Here is a 16,610-nt window from a genome sequence, read left to right as displayed (position 1 = left end):
CCGGCTCAGCCGTAGGCGGTGCTGTCCGCGTGGATGGTGAAGACCCGGTCGAGACCGACGACGGCGAGCACCCGCAGCGTCTTGGCCGGGACAGCGCTCAGGGCGAGGTCCGCGCCGACGGCGTTGGCGAGACGGCGGGCCGCCAGGAGGGCGGTGATGCCGCTGGAGTCGCAGAAGTCGAGACCGGCCAGGTCGATGACCAGGCGCTGGCCCTCGTCCAGGGTGAGTTCGTCGAGGTACCGGCGCAGGTCGGGGGCGTGCTCGTAGTCGAGGTCGCCGGTCACCCGCAGGACGGGACCGGCGTCGTCGTCGTACCGGTTGATGGTCAGGCTCATGGCGTGGAGTGGGTAGGCGGGGCGGGAGTGGGGCGGGCGGCGGGGACGCCCAGGGCCAGCAGGGCGGTGTCGTCGTCCAGACCGTCGCCGAAACCCTTGAGCAGGGCGGTCAGGGCGTCGATCATCTCGCGGGGGGAGGCGGGTGCGTGGCCGGCGGCGAAGGCGAGCAGGGCTTCGTCGCCGAAGAGGCTCTCGCGGGTGGGGCCGGTGCGGGCCTCGGTGAGTCCGTCGGTGTACAGCAGGAGGCAGTCCCCGGGGTCGAGGACCGTCCTGGCGGTGGTGAACGGGGCCTCGGGCAGAATGCCGACCAGGAGACCCCCGGGGGTGGGGAGGAACGCGCTGCTGCCGTCGGCGCGCAGGACCAGGCTCGGCGGGTGTCCGCCGGAGGCGACTCGCACGCTCACCCGGCCTTCGTCGCCCTCGCGTTCCAGGAGGCCGAAGACGGCGGTGCAGTAGCGCGGGTCGCCGGCGGCCGCGTAGTGCTCGTGCAGGACGGCGTTCAGGGTGGTCAGCGCGGCGGCGGGCTCCGGGTCGTGCAGGGCCGCGGCCCGCAGCGTGTAACGGGTCAGTGAGGTGAGGGAGGCCGCCTCGGGCCCCTTGCCGCACACGTCGCCGAGGAAGAACGCCCACCGCCCCTCACCGACCGGGAAGAGGTCGTAGAAGTCGCCGCCGAGCCGGTCGGGGGAGGCGGTGTGGTAGTACACGGCCGTCTCCAGCCCCGGGACGGCGGGCAGTGAGGAGGGAACGAGCGACTTCTGCAGTGCGGCGAGGGCCTCGGCCAGCCGTTGCCGGTCGCGCTGGGCCTGCCGCAGGGCGGCCTCGGCGTCGGCGCGGGCCTGCTCAGCCTCCTCGCGCCGACGCAGGAGCTCGGACTCGTAGGCCCGCCGGTCGGAGGCGTCCGTGACGGTGGTGCGGATCAGCAGCGGCTCCCCGCCGCTGCCGTGCCTGATCACGGAGGACACCAGCACCGGCAGCCGGCCGGCGCTCTTGTCCTTCGTCCTCATCTCCAGGGCGATGCCGTGCACTTCGCCCTGCATGCGCAGCAGCGGTGCGAAGTGCGTCTCGTGGTACAGCTTCCCGCCGATGGTGAGCAGGTCGGTGAAGCGCATCCGGCCGATCACGTCGGTGCGTTCCAGGCCCAGCCAGCCCAGCAGCGTGGCGTTGATCTTGGCGATGGTGCCGTCCATCAGCGTCGACAGGTAGCCGCAGGGCGCCTGCTCGTACAGGTCCTCGGCGCTGTCCTCGAGCAGCGCGGTGAACGCGGCGCGGGTGCTCGCGCTGTCGTCGAAGGGGCCCGGCTCCTCGCCGGCCCTGCACATCACCGCAGCCCTGCGAGGAACCCGAGGAGGGCGTCGGCGGTGGCCTCGGGTGCGCTGAGCTGCGGGCAGTGGCCGGTGGCGTCGAGGGTGACCAGCCGGGAGGAGGGGATGGCGGCGTGCACGTACGCGCCCACCTCACGGGGCGCGATCACGTCCTGGGCGCACTCCAGCACCAGCGTGGGGACCGTCACCTTCTTCAGGTCCTCGCGGCTGTCGGACAGGAACGTCGTGCGGGCGAAGACCCGGGCGACGTCCGGGTCCGTGGCGCAGAAGCTGTTCGTCAGTTCCCGGCCCAGCTCGGGCCGGTCGGCGTTGCCCATGATCACCGGCGCCATGGCGGCGGACCAGCCCAGGTAGTTGGACTCCAGGGTGGCCAGGAGCTCCCCGATGTCCTCGGCGCTGAACCCGCCCCGGTACTCCTCGTCGTCCACGTAGCACGGCGAGGGTGTCACCATCACCAGCGCACCAATCCGCTCCGGCGCCGACTCCGCCGTCAGCACGCCCACCATCGCGCTCACCGAATGCCCCACGAACACCGCGTCGCGCAGGTCCAGCTCCCGGCACACCTCCACCACGTCCTGCGCGTAGCCGTGCAGCGAGGAGTACCGCTGCTCGCTCCACGCCGCCGGGTCCGACCCGCCGCAGCCCACGTAGTCGAACAGCAGGACCCGGTAGCGCTCCGCCAGGGCGGGCACGATCAGGCGCCACATGTTCTGATCGCAGCCGAAGCCGTGGGCCAGTACGACCGCCGGCCCGTCGGCCGGCCCGAGCAGCGTCACGTTGTTCCTGCGCAGAACATCCATGACGGCCATCCTCCCATCAGGCTCGCCCCCGCCCGGACCCGGGAGTCGCTCGGTGGGGCTGCTGCGGCCCGCGGCGTCGAGGACGCCCTCGCCACCGTGCGGGTGCCGCTGTTGCCGCCGTCGAGGATCAGTGGGTCAGGCCGCGCCCGGTGGCGCCAGCCACGGCCGGGTGCTCCTCGGCGGCCGGGCGCAGGTCTCGGCCGCCCCTGGCCGTCCCCGACGCCGCGGCGTCGTCCGGCGGCACGGCGGCGGGGCCGGACCGTCGCTGCGCCGTCCGGGACGACGGCGAACTCACGCTCCCGGCGGTCGCCGTCGCACCGCAGGCCGTTCCGATCGCCGGGCAGCGCCTGCACCCGGCTGTCCGGCTGGGTGCCCCGCGGGCGGATCCACCGCGGGGCACGCCTCCGGCAAGCGGTGGGCGTGGCGACGTGGCATGCGCACCGGTGCGCATGCCACGTCGCCTTCCCCGGGGTTCGGCCGGGACCTACCAGCGGTACCAGCGGCTGCGGCTGCCCGATGCGCCGGTGCCACGGGCCACGAAGCCCAGCAGCCAGACCACCAGGACCACGACCGCCACCCACCAAAGGGCCTTCAGTGCGAAGCCCGCACCGAACAGGAGCAGAGCCAGCAGCAGTACCAGCAGAAGGGGAACCATGTCGACCTCCGTAGTCAGCGTCAGCGAACCGCTTGCCCCGCTCCGTGGCAGATATACGGGGGAATGTTCCCGCCGGACGGGGGCAGGCGGTGGACCGACGACGTTCCGACGAAGAGGAGGCCGCGATGAGTGCCAGCGACAAGATCGAGAACACCGCCGACAAGGCCAAGGGCGCGGTCAAGGAAGGCATCGGCAAGCTGACCGGCAACGAGCGTCTGCAGGCCGAGGGCCGTGCGGACAAGGCCAAGGGCGACATCAAGCAGGCGGGCGAACACGTCAAGGACGCCTTCAAGGACTGACCCTTCACCGTCTGCGGCGGTGGTCCGCCCGGAAGACGGGTGGACCACCGCCGCAGCCGTGACGGCCGGCCCGGCGCGTGGCCGGGGACCGGGCGGCCCGCGCCCGGGCCGCCGACACCGTCCGGCCCGGCTCGCCGTGCCCGCCCCGGCCACGTCGGTCCGGGCCGCGCGGTCCTGCTCCACGACGGCCTCCGGGCGTGCCGGGCATGCCCGCGCCCCGGTGGGGCCGTCAGTCCGTGGCCGGCCGGGCGCTGTCCAGGAGGATCTCCGCCGCCGCCCGCGCGTGTCGGCCGCAGTCCGGCTCGCCCAGCACCATGGCGCGGCTGGCGGCGCCGTCCGCGAGGGTTACGAGTCGCTCGGCGAGGGTGTCGGGCTGACGGCAGCCCAGTTCCGTCACCAGGTCGGCCACCAGTCGCACCATCAGCCGTTTCCGCTCGCGGGCGTAGGAGTGGATCGCGTTCCGCGGGTCGGGGAACTCCGCGGCGGCGTCGATGGACGGGCGAACAGCACCACCCTCGCCGCCGCCGTCGCCGGTTTCGGGACCGGGCTCTCCCTCATCGTGGCCATCGGCGCCCAGAACGCCCTCGTCCTGCGCCAGGGCGCCCGCCGGCAGGCCGTCCTCGCGGTGGTCGCCGTCTGCGCCGCCTCGGACGCGGCGCTGATCGCGCTCGGCGTCACGGGCGTCGGCACGGTGGTCACGGCCTGGCCGGCGGCGCTGTCCGCCGTGGGCCCGGTCGGCGGCGCGTTCCTGCTCCGCTACGGCGTCCTGGCGGCCCGTCGGGTGCTGCGCTCGGACCCGGCGGCCGCGCTTACCGGCGGCGGGGACCGTCCGGCGAGCGGTCCTGACCTGCCTGGCGATGACCTGGCTGAACCCGCCCTGGCCGGGCGGTTCGCCGGGCGACGCCGGGCGTTCGGTTCGACGAACGCCCGGTCGAGGATCGTGCTCCGGCCCCCACTCCCCTCGTGGTGGGGGCCGGAGCGGGCCTCAGTCGCGCCGACGAGAGAGAGCTTGCAACGGGGACGGGCTGGACGGCCATGCATTAGCCTCTGGGCCTAATAGTCAACAACGCGGCAGGTCAGGACGGCTGCGGGGAAGCCGGAGGAAGGTTCGTGATCGCACTGAGGTTCGGGGTCGCGGACCTCGCGAGGACCCGGTTCGTCATATCCCCGCTCGACCACCTGATGGCCGGCGCGGCCCGGTCGGGCGTTCATCAGGGCAGCGGGTCGCGCAGCGAGCGCTGGTGGCGGGACATCCGCCGCCATGTGCCCCACCGGGCCGTGCGCTTCCTCGAGGTGGTCAACGCGAGCCCGGTCGGCGTTCCCGACTTCATGGTGGCGGACCTCGACGCCGTCCGCCGGCAACTGACCGACGAGCTCGACGCGCTCCTCTCCGTCCCGCAGCAGGTCGTGGAGGAGGATGTCGCCATGTTCGGCAGTGGCCCGGAAGTCCCGGCCGCCCTGGCCCGGTTGCGCGAGGACGGCAGCCGGGGCCTGCGCGAGGTCAGCGACGGTGCCTGGGCGCTGTTCCAGGCCTGCCTCGCCCCGGACTGGCCTGACATCCGCCGCGCCCTGGAGGCCGACATCGCCGTCCGGGCCCGCACCGCCGCCCGCTCCGGGATCGGCGAAATGCTCGACTCGCTCCATCCGAAGGCCGTCTGGCGGGACGAGGGAGTGCTGGAGTGCACCCTCGGCGAACTGGAGGGTTCCTTCGAGCTCGGCGGCCGGGGTCTGGAACTGCGGCCCAACTACTTCGTCCAGCGGAGCATCAGCCTGTTGGCCGGGCCGGACCGCCAGAGCCTGCTGCTGCACCCGATCGCGGCCCCGACCGCCGAGCCCGCGGCCCGGACACCGGCCGCCGACGGCCTCGCCGCCGTGCTCGGCCCCGCCCGGGCCCGCGTCCTGCGCGCCATCGCCGGCAGCGCCTGCTCCACCACCGAACTCGCCCAGCGGCTCGGCGTCACCCCGCCCTCCGCCTCCGCCCATGCCGCTGCCCTGCGCACGGCCGGCCTGATCGCCACCCGCCGTGAGGGCAAGCAGGTCCGCCACACCCTCACCGACGTCGGCCACGACCTCCTCCTCGACAACCCGCCGCCTCCGCCCCCGGTCTGAGCGTCGGTCGACGGGCGGCTCGGACGGACCGCGGGGTGAGCACCCTCGCGCCAGGGGCCCGTGAGCCAGGACGAGGAGATGGGCGGGACGCGCTGGAGCCCGTCCAACGGGGTCTCCGCGCTCTTCGTTCGACCGTGTGCTCCGGCCCAGGACGCACCTGAACCCGACGAAGGCCGTCGGGGACGATCCTGCCGCACCACGATGTCGGCGGGCGTCCGCCGTGTCCGAACACTGTCCGGACGGTGCCCGCGCCGGCCGGTGACGGGCAGTCCGTTGCGCCCTCGCCGATCAAGGGGTGTGGGCCGACACCCCCACGCCGACCCGCAGATCCCGGCCACCGATGTACGGTCGGGACCCGCTCGAACGTGGATCCCGACCGTACGCGGCCTCCGGCCGATGTCGCGGAGTCCGGCTGACTCCTACTCGTACTAGCGGCGCTCCTCGATGGGTTCCTCGCTCTCGACCCTGCGGACCAGGCGTCGGCGGCGGAACACGTTCGCGTAGGTGATCAATCCCAGAAGCCCGGCGGCCATGAGGATCCAGCCCACCAGGTGCAGGTTGACGCCGTTCATGTGCCAGTCGGTCGCGAAGGCCATGATGGCGCCGAGGGCGAACAGTACGATGCAGCCGCCGATACCCATGCCGTCTCACTCCTCGTCGATCGGTTCACTCCTCGGGTTCCCTGAATCCGAACTTGAATGTCAGCCACCGACGGATCGAGAACAGCCGCCTGGCCGCGACCGGCAGGCACTGGGCCTTCGCCTCACTCACCGCCTCACCTGGTGCCCACGACCACTACAATCGCCGCCGGGACACGGGCGACCGCTACTACGCGGCCCTCCGGAACCTGTTCAACCGCATGCTCGGCCAGCTCCACCACTGCCTGACCAGCCGCCAGAAGTTCGACGAAGCGATCGCGTTCGCACCGACGAAACCCTCACCACTCGCCGAAGCTGCTTGACCTGATAGCTGCATGGGTGTCTTGTCGGCGGCCAGGCTGTCGGGCGTCTTTCGGGGCCTGCCCGGCCCGGTCCGCGGAACCCGGATCTTCTCCAGCACCGGCTCGAATTGCGTGTAGTCCGCCCGCTGCCCTGGTGTGACGACCAGGGACAGCGGGCGGCAGCGGCCGTCCGCGCTCAGGTGGATCTTGGTGGTGAACCCGCCCCGCGAGCGACCAAGGCCCTCGCCTCCAGCACCACCTCCACCAGGCGGGCGACGAGGCTCTGCCACGGCGTCTCGCCCTGGTGTTCCCCTGGCCCAGCCCCCTTTGGAGCAAGGGCTGGTGGCGGGTCGGTGCGGGCGCCGGCCGCATGCTGGTGAGCCCGCACGATCGTGGAGTCGACCGAGACATCCCAGTCGATGTCGCCGGCCGCGTCCGCTTCGGCCTGCACCTGCCGGAGCAGACGTTCCCAGGTCCCGTCAGCAGACCACAGCCGGTGACGCTCGTAGACGGTCTTCCATGGCCCGAACCGCTCGGGAAGATCACGCCACTGAACGCCCGTCCGCACCCGGTGAAGAATCCCGTCGATCACCTGCCGATGGTCCCGCCACCTGCCACAACGCCTGTTGCTGACCGGCAGGAACGGCCTCAGCCGCTCCCACTCCGCATCCGTTAGATCACCCCGCCCCATGCTCGAACCAACGAGCAAGGCAGGCGATAGTCACATGATCGGGCGGACAAGTCCTAGTACCAGTGGTGGTTCTGCCAGAACGACCAGGCGGCGCAGGGGCTGCCGTAGCGGGTGTTCATGTAGTTCAGGCCCCACTTGATCTGGGTGGCCGGGTTGGTGCGCCAGTCGGCGCCGGCGGAGGCCATCTTGGAGCCGGGCAGGGCCTGGACCAGGCCGTAGGCGCCGGAGGAGGCGTTGACCGCGAGCGGGTTCCAGCTGCTCTCGCGGAACACGATGTTGCTGAAGCACTGGAGCTGGCCGGCCGGGACGATCTGCGCTGCGATCTGCTGCGGGGTGCCGGAGTAGGCGGCCGGGGCGCTGTTGAGGTTCTGGCGCTCCTGGGAGCGGGAGGCGGCGGCCTCCGCGTCGGCCTTGGCCTTGGCGTCCGCCTGGGCCTGCGCCTGGGCGTCGGCCTGAGCCTGGGCCTGCGCGGCGGCGTCCGCCTCGGCCTTGGCCTTGGCCTCCTGCGCGGCCCGCTCGGCGGCGGCAGCGGCGGCGGCAGCGGTGTCGGCCTGGCCCTGGTCGGTGACCGGCGCGCCGTCCACCGAGACGGCGGCCACGGGGGCGGCCTCGGTGGTGCTCCCGGCCTGCGGGACGGCGAGGGCGGCGGTGGCGGCGCTCGCGACCACCAGGGTGGCGACGCCGGTGATCAGGGAGTTGCGGCGGGCATGGCTGAGCTGCATGGGGCGGACGATCCTTCTCCGTCGGGGGCCGTGCCGGTGGCACCGGGGGCGGGCATCGCGTGGGCTCCGGGTGAGCGGGGCCGGTGCGATGCCCTGGACGGCCGTGGCGCCCCGGCGGAAGCGGCGGGGCGGGCGGGCTGCGCGGCGGCGGAGGTGATCGGCCGCGCTGCCTGGCGACGGGCCATTCTTGGCAGGGCCGGGGACGGGTGGCAAAGGCGTCGGCTACTACGCCGGATCGTGGCTGCGGAGCGGTCGTGGCGGGGTCCGGCAGGGAATTAGGGAGGATTTGCCCGGATTGCCCATCTGGGGATCGACGCCGGGGGTGACGGCGGATCGTAAGGGCGACAGGCGCGGTGGCCTGTGTTCTTCAGGCGGAGCTCGGTCGCGGACGGTCCAGCCCGGGCGCCCCAGGTCCCCCGGGGCGGGGGCCCCGGGGTGCTGCTCCACTATCGGGGATCGTAGGTGGCGAACCCGCTGTGGGCGGGCTCACACGTGACCGGGCGCGAGTTCGGCGCAGCGTGAGCGGACGGTCACGGACTCAGGAGGTCGCGTACGGATTCCCGGGGACGGGCCGCGCGGGGGTGGAGTGGTGGTCGGGGGCGGGCGCCTCCTCCTGCTCGTCCTCGCCGGTCGCCGGCACCAGGTCGCGGGCCAGCAGGGTGGCACCGGCGACGGCCCCCGGCATGGCGAGCACCGTGACCAGCGGCACCAGGAACGCCAGCACCAGCGGCGTGCCGAAGCCCAGCGCCAGCCCGAGCCGGGCGCGCAGCAGCCGGATCCGCTCGGGCTGCGGCACCCCGCGCCGCTGCAGGGCGACGGCCGTCAGCTCGACGGTCAGGAAGAAACCGGACACCAGGAAGCCGAGCGCCGGGACCACCGTCTGCCCGATCACCGGGATGAACCCGCAGGCGAACAGCAGCACGCCGAACGCGGCCACCCGCGCCAGCACGTACACGCTGTCGCGAACCGCGATCAGCAGCTCGAGCCAGATCGGGACGTCCGGCGGGGTGGGCGCGCCGCCCTCGCTCTCGTCCACCGCGGCGCAGAGCGCCTCGTAGAAGGGCTGTCCGACCAGCAGGGTGACGGCGGTGAAGGTGAGCAGGGAGAGCAGCAGGCCGCCGCCGAAGACGATCGCGGCGAGCGCGTCGCGCAGCAGGTCCCGCCAGGGCGAGCCCCAGTGGTCGGCGAACGGGGTGGCCCAGTCCGCGAGGTCCATGGACCAGGCGCCGAGGAAGGCGAGCGCGACGACGTAGCCGACCAGGGCGATCAGGGCCGGCAGCATCCCGAAGCCCCACCAGCGGCCGCGCCGGGCCACCCACTTCTGGCCCTCGATCAGGTACTTCATCCCCGCCACAAGATCTCGCATGGCCGATCACCCTAGAGCCTTCCCGCCCGGAACCCCGCATTGCCGTGTTCCTGCCAGTTTCGACCGGCAAGGTCCGGACCCTCCTGCCGCAGCGTTCGCCGGGCCACTCTCGGTGCTCCCCCACCTGTCAAGGAGGAGCTCGATGAAGCGTCAACTCGGCAGAATGACGAGCCTGTTGGCCGGTCTGGTACTCGGTGCCGGCCTGCTCGTGCTGCCCGCCGCCGCCTCGCCCGCACCGTCCCCCGGTGTGGTCGGCGGCACGCGGGCGGCGCAGGGCGAGTTCCCGTTCATGGCGCGGCTCTCGATGGGCTGCGGCGGCGCGCTCTACACCTCGCAGATCGTGCTCACCGCCGCCCACTGCGTCGACGGCACCGGCGCCAACAGCAGCATCACCGCCACCTTCGGGGCGGTCGACCTGCGCAGCGGCAGCGCGATCAAGGTCCGCTCCTCGTACGTCTACCAGTCGCCGGCCTTCACCGGCGCCGAGAACGGCGACGACTGGGCGCTGATCAAGCTGGCCTCGCCGGTGAACAGCAGCCTGGTCAGCACCCTGCCGATCGCCACCACCACCGCCTACGACAACGGCACCTTCACCATCATGGGCTGGGGCGCCGCGAGCGAGGGCGGCGCCCAGCAGCGGTACCTGCTCAAGGCCACCGTGCCGTTCGTCGACGACGCCACCTGCGAGAGCGCCTACCCGGGCCTGAACAAGCCCGGCTCGATCTGTGCGGGCTACGTCGACCAGGGCGGCGTCGACACCTGCCAGGGCGACTCGGGCGGCCCGATGGTCCGCCGGGACACGGCGGGCCGCTGGATCCAGGTCGGCATCGTCAGCTGGGGCAACGGCTGCGCCCGCGCGGGCTACCCGGGCGTCTACTCCCAGGTGAGCACCTACGCGGCCGACATCGCCGCGGCGGCGGCCGGCCTCTGAGCCGACCCGGCGCCGACGCCGGCCGAACCGGTCCGACGGGGCCGGCCACCACTCCCCCAGGTGGTGGCCGGCCCCGTCCATGCCGGTCGCGGGAACCGCCCTCACCCGCGCAGCCACTCCTCGGCCCGCCGCCGCTCGCGGGCGATCCGGCCGGTGGTGTTCGGGGGCAGCCGGGCGAGCAGGGCGGCGGCGGTGTCGGCGCGGCCGGCGAGGGCGTGGGCGCCGGCCAGGCGGGCGGTGACCAGGGCGTGGTCGCGCGGACGGCCGGCCGGGTCGAGGAGGCGCAGGGCGGCCTCCAGCCGGTCGGCGGCGGCGCGGGCGTGGCCGGTGCGGCCGGTGCGGACGGCGAGGTCCCGCTGGCAGGTGCCGTGCGCGACGGCCAGGACCAGGTCGGCGCGCGCCGACCAGGGCGTCGGCTCGCCGGAGCGCAGCGCGGCGCCGGTCAGCCGCCGGGCGTCCTCCAGGGCCCGGGAGACCTGCGGCGCCCGGCCGGCCAGGGCGTGGGCGTGGGCCTGGACGACGGCGGCCCAGGCCCGCGGTCCCGGCAGGGGAGGGGCGGTGCTCCGGGCGGCGTCGGCCAGGGCGAGCGCGGTGGCATCGTCGCCGTGCCACCAGTAGAGGGTGCTCTGCCGGGCGAGCAGAGCCGCCGCGGTGGCCCGGTCGCCGGTGGCGTGGGCCCACTCCAGGCCGGTGGCGTACCAGCTGAGCGCGCGGGCGTGGCGGTCGCCCTCGAAGTGCGCCCAGCCGGCGAGTTCGGCGTACTGGGCGGCGAGCGACAGGTCGGCGGCGGGGTCGGCACGCGGGTCGGGGCGGGCCCGGCCGAGCAGGGTGTGGGTGTGGTGCTCCAGGACGGCGGCCAGTTCCTCGCCGCCGATCCGGCCCGCCGCGGCGCGGTAGGCGGCGAGCAGCTGGGCGAGCGTCTCGACGGTGGCGTCGTCCGGTGGGGCGGGGTCGGCCGGGAGCGGCGGCCGGGTGGCGGCGGCGCGGGCGCCGAGGCGTTCGCGCTCCCGGTGGACGGACTGCCACAGGGCCGCCAACTCGCCGCCGGCGAGCAGGAGTTCGTCGGCCCGGGCGGGCAGCCCGGGCGGCGGCCAGCGGTGGGCGTTCTCGACCCGGCTGATCAGCGAGTCGTGGTAGCCGAGCAGCCGGCCGACCTCGGCCTGGCTCAGGCCGCGGGCCTCGCGCCAGTGGCGCAGCCGGCGGCCGAATCGCAGGCGCGCGGCCTCGGGTTGCGCGCGCGGAGGGGGTGGCGGCGGCGGTGTGGGGGCGGGCAGGGGCGGCACGGGGTCTCCCGGAGGGGGCGGGGGGCTCGTGGGGGAGCGTCATGCCCTGGTATCCCCGTTGACGTGCCTAGGTCAAACTGGGGTGTGCGGCCGGGAACGGCGCCGGGCCCGGGAGCCTCCGCAACGCCTCCCGGGCCCGGCGTTCCCGCGCGGGGCGGACGGGTCAGGAGCCCGCCGCCACCGCGGCCCGCCGCCGTCGGCCCACCACGGCCGAGGCCGCCAGCACGATGGCTGCGGCGACCAGCGACAGGTACATCTGCTTGCGCCCGTCGGCGTCGGTGAACATGTACGCCATGACGAACCCGATCATGCCCATGGCCGTCCAGGTCAGGTACGGGTACAGCCACATCCGGACGGTGTGCCGCTCGGGCATCTCGCGCTCGATGATCTTGCGCATCCGCAGCTGGGTGGCGCAGATGACCAGCCAGACGAAGAGCGCGACGGCGCCGGAGGAGTTGAGCAGGAAGGCGAACACGGTGTCCGGCGAGGTGTAGTTGAAGAACACCGCGACGAAGCCGAAGACCACCGAGGAGAGGATCGCCACCCGCGGCACGCCGCGCGAGGTCACCGTGGCGAAGGCCTTGGGCGCGTCCCCGCGCTGGCCGAGCGAGAAGGCCATCCGGGAGGCCGTGTACATCCCGGAGTTGAGGCAGGACAGCACCGCCGTCAGCACGATCACGTCCATCACCTGGCCGGCGCCCGCGATGCCGATGTGGTCCAGCACCGCCACGTACGGGCTCGCCTTGACCTCGGCGGAGTCCCACGGCAGCAGGGTGACCACGAGCAGGATCGAGCCCAGGTAGAAGATCCCGATGCGCCAGATGACGCTGTTGGTGGCCTTGCTGACCGCCTTCTCCGGGTCCTCCGACTCGCCGGCGGCCAGGGTGACGATCTCGCTGCCCATGAAGGCGAAGACCACGGTGAGCATGCCGGTGAAGACCGCGCCCACCCCGTGCGGCAGGAAGCCGCCGTGGCCGGTCAGGTTGCTGGCGCCGACCGCGTGGGTGCCCGGCAGCAGACCGAAGGCGGCGAGGGTGCCGATCACCAGGAACGCGGCGATCGCGACCACCTTGATCCCGGCGAACCAGAACTCGAACTCGCCGTAGGAGGCCACCGAGAAGAGGTTGGTGGCGGTCAGCACCGCCATCACTATCAGCGCCCAGCCCCACTGCGGCACGCCGGGCACCCAGTTGTTGAGGATCTTCGCGCCGGCCGTCGCCTCGACGGCGAGCACCACGACCCAGAAGAACCAGTACAGCCAGCCGATGGAGAAGCCGGCCCAGCGGCCGAGCGCGCGGTCCGCGTACGCCGAGAACGAGCCGCTCTGCGGGTCGGCCGCGGCCATCTCTCCGAGCATCCGCATCACCAGCACGACCAGTGCGCCGGCCAGTGCGTAGGAGAGCAGGATGCCCGGGCCGGTGGACGCGATGCCCGCGCCGGAGCCGACGAAGAGGCCAGCGCCGATCACGCCGCCGATGGCGATCATCGACAGGTGGCGGTTCTTGAGCCCGGCCTTCAGGTGGCCGTCGCCGCCGTGTCCGATCGGTTCCGGGTGGTGGGGCTTCGTGGCCGTCGTGGGCTTGGTGGTGTCCGCACTCATCAAGGGTGCCCTGTGCCTTTCCAGCGCGGTATGACCCTCGGCTCGTCGCGCCGGAGGGTGGGGGACTTGCCCGCGCATTGCGTCGCAACCTAACTTCTACGCCCGAGTATCGGAACAATCCTTTGATAACTGTTCGCTCACCGAACGCAAAAGGCCTGGTCAGAGTGGGTGGAAAGGTGGCATGGAAACCTCAGATCTGACGCACCGTCAGTGATCGGAGCGGTTGCCAAGCTCTGCTGGGCCTCAAATCGGCCGCAGGTGGGGGCGGTCGGGCCGGCCGCGGGATGGCGGTCAGACCGGCCGCACGTCGAGGACGGTGATCGAGGACTCGTCCGCCGGGCGCCCGGTCAGCCGGGCGGCCAGGATCCGGGGGACGTCCTCCTCCTGTGAGTATCCGGGCAGCACGGTCACCTCCGCGCGTCGTACGCCGGGCTCGCCCCGTACCGCGTACGTCACCAGGTAGCCGTACCGCTCCGGCGGTGGCGCCTGGTCCCGGTCGTGCCGGTCCTCCCGGCTGTGGGCGGTCATCGCATCGACCTCCTCGGCCCATTGTCGGCGCGGTGTGGCCGATCCTCGCAAATCCGGGCAGAGTGGGACTCTCGGGGCATGTCGTAGGAGCATCCCGAGCGTGCTCGGTGCCGGCCGGTACCCGGCGCCGGTCAGGAGCGACCCCATGCAGACCACCTGGAAGGGGACGATCAGCTTCGGGCTGGTCAGCATCCCCGTCCACCTGTACTCCGCGACCCAGGAGCACGACGTCCCGCTGCACCAGGTGCACGCGAAGGACGGCGGCCGGGTGCGGATGAAGCGGTACTGCGAACGGGAGGAGAAGGAGGTCCCGTACGCGGAGATCGCCAAGGGGTACGAGTCCCCCGACGGGCGGACCGTCACGCTCTCCGACGAGGACCTCGCCGACCTGCCGCTGCCCAGCAAGAAGATCATCGACGTGCTGGCCTTCGTAGACGAGGGCGAGATCGACCCGCTGATGTTCTCCAAGGCCTACTACGTGGGCGTCGCCGACAAGGCCGCCGCCAAGCCGTACGCCCTGCTGCGCGACGCGCTCACCGATTCCGGGCAGATCGCCGTCACCAAGATCGCGCTGCGCACCCGGGAGTCGCCCGCGGTGCTGCGGGTGCACGACAACACCCTGGTGCTCCAGACCTGCATCTGGCCCGACGAGGTCCGCCCGGCGGCCGGCATCGCGCCCGAGGACGACGTCACCGTCCGGCCGCAGGAGCTCAAGATGGCGCGCTCGCTGATGGACACCCTCTCCGAGGACTTCGACCTGTCCCAGCTGCACGACGACTACCAGCAGGCGCTCCAGCAGGTGATCACCGCGCGGCTGGAGGGCGTGGAGGTCCCGCACGAGGAGGAGCCGGGCGAGGCGCCGGACAACGTGATCGACCTGATGGAGGCGCTGCGCAGTAGTCTCAAGCAGGCCAAGGGCGGGCGGGGCGGCGGGGCCGGGGAGGCCCCGGAGGCCGGCGACGAGGAGGAGCCCGCGCCGCGCAGGCGCGCCCCGGCGAAGAAGACGGCCGCGAAGGCGGCCCCGAAGTCCTCCGGCGCGGCCTCCGGGAAGAGCTCCACGAAGACCTCGGCGAAGACCGCCGCGAGCGGTTCGACGGCGAGCGGTTCGACGGCGAAGAAGACCACCACCCGGAAGTCCTCGTCACCCCGCAAGGCCTCCTGACCCCACCGGGGCCAGGCTTCCTCCCGTCCAGCCGTCCAGCATTGGAGGCGATCCCGATGGACCTGCTGACCTACAAGGAGATCGACGCCCGGGCCGACGCCGACGCCGACACGGGCCCCGAAGCCCGCAGGGCCCGGGGCTTCGGGCACCGCGTCTGGCACTGGCTGCTCAGCCTCAGCCCCACCGTGGTGACGTTCATGATCGCGCTCTCGGTCGGCCTCGGCATGATCGCCGCCCAGGTGAGCCTGCTGCCGGTGCTGGTGCCGATGGCGGTCTTCTGGGGGCTGACGATCGTCGCGATGGTCGGCGTGGTCGCCCGCTGGATGACCCCGGGGCCGGGCCGGCACCGGATGGCGTCCTGACCCGGCCGCCGGGCCGGGATCCGGGAGGGCTCAACCGATCCACACCGTGGTGACGTTGCAGAACTCCCGGATCCCGTGCCCGGACAGCTCCCGCCCGAACCCGGAGCGCTTGACGCCGCCGAACGGCAGCGCCGGGTGGGAGGCCGTCATCCCGTTGAAGAACACCCCGCCGGCCTGGATGTCCCGGACGAAGCGCTCCCGCTCGGCCTCGTCGGTGGTCCAGACGTTGGCGCTGAGCCCGAACGGGGTGTCGTTGGCGACCGCCACCGCCTCGTCCAGGTCGGCCACCCGGTAGACGGTGGCGACCGGGCCGAAGGTCTCCTCCTGGTGGATCCGCATCGCCGGGGTGATGCCGGTCAGCACCGTCGGCTCGTAGAACCAGCCGGTGTCCCAGCCCTCCGGGCGCCCGCCGCCGCACTCCACCCGGGCGCCACGGGTGCGGGCGTCCTCGACCAGCTCCTCCAGGTCGTCCCGGCCCTGGCGGCTGGCCAACGGGCCGACGTCGGTGTCCTCGTCCATCGGGTCGCCGACCTTCAGGGCGCTCATCGCCGCGGTGAAGGCGGTGGTGAAGCGGTCGTAGACGTCGGTGTGCACGATGAACCGCTTGGCGGCGATGCAGGACTGGCCGTTGTTCTGCACCCGGGCCCGGACGGCGGTGCGCACCGCGGCGTCCAGGTCGGCGCTCGGCAGCACGACGAAGGGGTCGCTGCCGCCCAGCTCCAGGACGGCCTTCTTCACCTCGTCCGCCGCGGCGGCCGCGACGGCCCGCCCGGCCGGCTCGCTGCCGGTGAGGGTGACGGCGGCGACCCGGGGGTCCCGGACCACCCCCTCGACCGCGCCCGAGCCGATCAGCAGGGTCTGGAAGCAGCCCTCCGGGAAGCCGGCCCGCCGGAACAGCTCCTCGATCGCCAGCGCGGTGCGCGGCACGTTGGACGCGTGCTTCAGCAGGCCGACGTTGCCCGCCATCAGGGCCGGCGCGGCGAACCGGATCACCTGCCAGAACGGGAAGTTCCACGGCATCACGGCCAGCACCGGGCCGAGCGGACGGTAGCGGACGTAGGCGCGGGCGGCGCCGGAGTCGGCGACGTCGGCCGGGGCCGGGTGCTCGTCGGCGAGCAGCGCCTCGGCGTTGTCCGCGTACCAGTGCATCGCCTTCGCGCACTTGGCGGCCTCGGCACGGGCGGCGGCGAGCGGCTTGCCCATCTCCTCGGTCATGGTGCGGGCGACCGTCTCCTGGTCCCGCTCCAGCAGGTCGGCGGCGCGGTGCAGCAGTTCGGCGCGGGCGGCGAAGGACGTGCCGCGGTAGCTGTGGAAGGCGGTCTCGGCGCGGGCCAGCCGCCGCTCGACGCCGGCCGCGTCGAGCGCTTCGAAGGTCTGGACGGTCTCGCCGGTCGCGGGGTTGACGCTGGCGATGGGCATGCGGGGCTCCCAGGAGGGGTGAGGATCCGGTGGATCTGCCCTCCCACCCTCCCCGACCGCCCGGCTCCGGGCACGCCACCGCGCGC

The 16,610-nt window shown here is 73.3% G+C and carries 18 protein-coding genes and 2 pseudogenes; 7 read left to right on the top strand and 13 right to left on the bottom strand.

Annotation, left to right across the window (positions count from 1 at the left end):
- Positions 1–5 precede the first annotated feature (5 nt).
- From ACZ7RU_RS25225 to ACZ7RU_RS25210, 4 genes are all read right to left on the bottom strand, one after another.
- Positions 6–335: an STAS domain-containing protein gene (locus ACZ7RU_RS25225; protein ID WP_470343234.1), complete on the bottom strand. Its 330-nt coding sequence runs from the start codon at positions 333–335 to the stop codon at positions 6–8.
- Positions 332–1,654 carry a PP2C family protein-serine/threonine phosphatase gene (locus ACZ7RU_RS25220; RefSeq protein WP_470343233.1) on the bottom strand — a complete coding sequence of 441 codons (1,323 nt, stop codon included), beginning with the start codon at positions 1,652–1,654 and terminating at the stop codon, positions 332–334. The genes ACZ7RU_RS25225 and ACZ7RU_RS25220 overlap by 4 nt, the downstream gene beginning before the upstream one ends.
- Complete coding sequence (locus ACZ7RU_RS25215; protein WP_470343232.1) at positions 1,654–2,457, bottom strand: alpha/beta fold hydrolase; 804 nt, start codon at positions 2,455–2,457, stop codon at positions 1,654–1,656. Before ACZ7RU_RS25215 ends, ACZ7RU_RS25220 begins: the two co-directional genes overlap by 1 nt.
- A gap of 484 nt (positions 2,458–2,941) precedes the next feature.
- Positions 2,942–3,112, bottom strand: coding sequence for a hydrophobic protein (locus ACZ7RU_RS25210; protein ID WP_470343231.1), 171 nt, complete (start codon positions 3,110–3,112; stop codon positions 2,942–2,944).
- Between the two features lie 125 nt (positions 3,113–3,237).
- On the opposite strand from ACZ7RU_RS25210, the gene ACZ7RU_RS25205 reads away from it, so the two are divergent.
- Positions 3,238–3,411, top strand: a complete 174-nt coding sequence (locus tag ACZ7RU_RS25205; protein WP_470343230.1) for a CsbD family protein — start codon at positions 3,238–3,240, stop codon at positions 3,409–3,411.
- Positions 3,412–3,640: 229 nt separating this feature from the next.
- On the opposite strand, the gene ACZ7RU_RS25200 is transcribed toward ACZ7RU_RS25205, so the two are convergent.
- The gene (locus ACZ7RU_RS25200; protein ID WP_470343229.1) at positions 3,641–3,832 is read right to left on the bottom strand and encodes a hypothetical protein; all 192 of its coding nucleotides are present in this window, start codon (positions 3,830–3,832) and stop codon (positions 3,641–3,643) included.
- Positions 3,833–3,967: 135 nt separating this feature from the next.
- On the opposite strand from ACZ7RU_RS25200, the pseudogene ACZ7RU_RS25195 reads away from it, so the two are divergent.
- Positions 3,968–4,286, top strand: a pseudogene (locus ACZ7RU_RS25195) (LysE family transporter); the annotation flags it as partial.
- 235 nt (positions 4,287–4,521) lie between these two features.
- Positions 4,522–5,520: an ArsR/SmtB family transcription factor gene (locus tag ACZ7RU_RS25190; protein ID WP_470343228.1), complete on the top strand. Its 999-nt coding sequence runs from the start codon at positions 4,522–4,524 to the stop codon at positions 5,518–5,520.
- 428 nt (positions 5,521–5,948) lie between these two features.
- On the opposite strand, the gene ACZ7RU_RS25185 is transcribed toward ACZ7RU_RS25190, so the two are convergent.
- Positions 5,949–6,161, bottom strand: a complete 213-nt coding sequence (locus ACZ7RU_RS25185; RefSeq protein WP_470343227.1) for a DUF6458 family protein — start codon at positions 6,159–6,161, stop codon at positions 5,949–5,951.
- 53 nt (positions 6,162–6,214) lie between these two features.
- Here ACZ7RU_RS25185 and ACZ7RU_RS25180 point away from each other — a divergent pair, with 53 nt between their 5' ends.
- A complete protein-coding gene (locus ACZ7RU_RS25180; protein ID WP_470343423.1) occupies positions 6,215–6,481 on the top strand; it encodes a hypothetical protein in 267 nt (88 codons plus the stop codon).
- Between the two features lie 20 nt (positions 6,482–6,501).
- Here ACZ7RU_RS25180 and ACZ7RU_RS25175 read toward each other — a convergent pair.
- The 3 genes and pseudogenes from ACZ7RU_RS25175 to ACZ7RU_RS25165 form a co-directional block, all read right to left on the bottom strand.
- A pseudogene (locus tag ACZ7RU_RS25175) lies at positions 6,502–7,151 on the bottom strand (IS5 family transposase); the annotation flags it as partial.
- A gap of 53 nt (positions 7,152–7,204) precedes the next feature.
- Positions 7,205–7,873 (bottom strand): aggregation-promoting factor C-terminal-like domain-containing protein, encoded by a 669-nt coding sequence (locus tag ACZ7RU_RS25170; protein WP_470343226.1) that lies wholly within the window; start codon positions 7,871–7,873, stop codon positions 7,205–7,207.
- Positions 7,874–8,411: 538 nt separating this feature from the next.
- Entirely contained in the window at positions 8,412–9,239 is an 828-nt protein-coding gene (locus ACZ7RU_RS25165; RefSeq protein ID WP_470343225.1) for an EI24 domain-containing protein, read from the bottom strand.
- Between the two features lie 163 nt (positions 9,240–9,402).
- On the opposite strand from ACZ7RU_RS25165, the gene ACZ7RU_RS25160 reads away from it, so the two are divergent.
- The gene (locus ACZ7RU_RS25160) at positions 9,403–10,170 is read left to right on the top strand and encodes a serine protease (RefSeq protein ID WP_470343224.1); all 768 of its coding nucleotides are present in this window, start codon (positions 9,403–9,405) and stop codon (positions 10,168–10,170) included.
- A gap of 101 nt (positions 10,171–10,271) precedes the next feature.
- On the opposite strand, the gene ACZ7RU_RS25155 is transcribed toward ACZ7RU_RS25160, so the two are convergent.
- The 3 genes from ACZ7RU_RS25155 to ACZ7RU_RS25145 all read right to left on the bottom strand — a co-directional run bounded on the left by ACZ7RU_RS25155 (position 10,272) and on the right by ACZ7RU_RS25145 (position 13,581).
- Entirely contained in the window at positions 10,272–11,453 is a 1,182-nt protein-coding gene (locus ACZ7RU_RS25155; protein WP_470343223.1) for a helix-turn-helix domain-containing protein, read from the bottom strand.
- A 163-nt stretch (positions 11,454–11,616) separates the two neighbouring features.
- Positions 11,617–13,053 (bottom strand): amino acid permease, encoded by a 1,437-nt coding sequence (locus ACZ7RU_RS25150; protein ID WP_470343222.1) that lies wholly within the window; start codon positions 13,051–13,053, stop codon positions 11,617–11,619.
- Positions 13,054–13,344: 291 nt separating this feature from the next.
- Entirely contained in the window at positions 13,345–13,581 is a 237-nt protein-coding gene (locus ACZ7RU_RS25145) for a hypothetical protein (protein WP_470343221.1), read from the bottom strand.
- A 145-nt stretch (positions 13,582–13,726) separates the two neighbouring features.
- Here ACZ7RU_RS25145 and ku point away from each other — a divergent pair, with 145 nt between their 5' ends.
- Positions 13,727–14,743: a non-homologous end joining protein Ku gene (gene ku, locus ACZ7RU_RS25140; RefSeq protein ID WP_470343220.1), complete on the top strand. Its 1,017-nt coding sequence runs from the start codon at positions 13,727–13,729 to the stop codon at positions 14,741–14,743.
- A gap of 56 nt (positions 14,744–14,799) precedes the next feature.
- Positions 14,800–15,105: a hypothetical protein gene (locus ACZ7RU_RS25135; RefSeq protein WP_470343219.1), complete on the top strand. Its 306-nt coding sequence runs from the start codon at positions 14,800–14,802 to the stop codon at positions 15,103–15,105.
- A 30-nt stretch (positions 15,106–15,135) separates the two neighbouring features.
- On the opposite strand, the gene ACZ7RU_RS25130 is transcribed toward ACZ7RU_RS25135, so the two are convergent.
- Positions 15,136–16,524, bottom strand: a complete 1,389-nt coding sequence (locus tag ACZ7RU_RS25130) for an NADP-dependent succinic semialdehyde dehydrogenase (RefSeq protein ID WP_470343218.1) — start codon at positions 16,522–16,524, stop codon at positions 15,136–15,138.
- Positions 16,525–16,610: the final 86 nt, after the last annotated feature.

This window comes from Kitasatospora sp. NPDC114501 (assembly GCF_055633695.1).
Note: the sequence above shows the minus strand (reverse complement) of the source record. Positions and strands in the feature narration are given on the sequence as shown.

Coding starts and splice junctions, on each gene's coding strand:
- ACZ7RU_RS25130 (WP_470343218.1), bottom strand. CDS start 16,524: ATGCCCATCGCCAGCGTCAACCCCGCGACCGGCGAGACCGTCCAGACC.
- ACZ7RU_RS25170 (WP_470343226.1), bottom strand. CDS start 7,873: ATGCAGCTCAGCCATGCCCGCCGCAACTCCCTGATCACCGGCGTCGCC.
- ACZ7RU_RS25135 (WP_470343219.1), top strand. CDS start 14,800: ATGGACCTGCTGACCTACAAGGAGATCGACGCCCGGGCCGACGCCGAC.
- ACZ7RU_RS25185 (WP_470343227.1), bottom strand. CDS start 6,161: ATGGGTATCGGCGGCTGCATCGTACTGTTCGCCCTCGGCGCCATCATG.
- ACZ7RU_RS25215 (WP_470343232.1), bottom strand. CDS start 2,457: ATGGATGTTCTGCGCAGGAACAACGTGACGCTGCTCGGGCCGGCCGAC.
- ACZ7RU_RS25220 (WP_470343233.1), bottom strand. CDS start 1,654: ATGTGCAGGGCCGGCGAGGAGCCGGGCCCCTTCGACGACAGCGCGAGC.
- ACZ7RU_RS25210 (WP_470343231.1), bottom strand. CDS start 3,112: ATGGTTCCCCTTCTGCTGGTACTGCTGCTGGCTCTGCTCCTGTTCGGT.
- ACZ7RU_RS25145 (WP_470343221.1), bottom strand. CDS start 13,581: ATGACCGCCCACAGCCGGGAGGACCGGCACGACCGGGACCAGGCGCCA.
- ACZ7RU_RS25225 (WP_470343234.1), bottom strand. CDS start 335: ATGAGCCTGACCATCAACCGGTACGACGACGACGCCGGTCCCGTCCTG.
- ACZ7RU_RS25150 (WP_470343222.1), bottom strand. CDS start 13,053: ATGAGTGCGGACACCACCAAGCCCACGACGGCCACGAAGCCCCACCAC.
- ACZ7RU_RS25160 (WP_470343224.1), top strand. CDS start 9,403: ATGACGAGCCTGTTGGCCGGTCTGGTACTCGGTGCCGGCCTGCTCGTG.
- ACZ7RU_RS25165 (WP_470343225.1), bottom strand. CDS start 9,239: ATGCGAGATCTTGTGGCGGGGATGAAGTACCTGATCGAGGGCCAGAAG.
- ACZ7RU_RS25205 (WP_470343230.1), top strand. CDS start 3,238: ATGAGTGCCAGCGACAAGATCGAGAACACCGCCGACAAGGCCAAGGGC.
- ku (WP_470343220.1), top strand. CDS start 13,727: ATGCAGACCACCTGGAAGGGGACGATCAGCTTCGGGCTGGTCAGCATC.
- ACZ7RU_RS25200 (WP_470343229.1), bottom strand. CDS start 3,832: ATGGTGCGACTGGTGGCCGACCTGGTGACGGAACTGGGCTGCCGTCAG.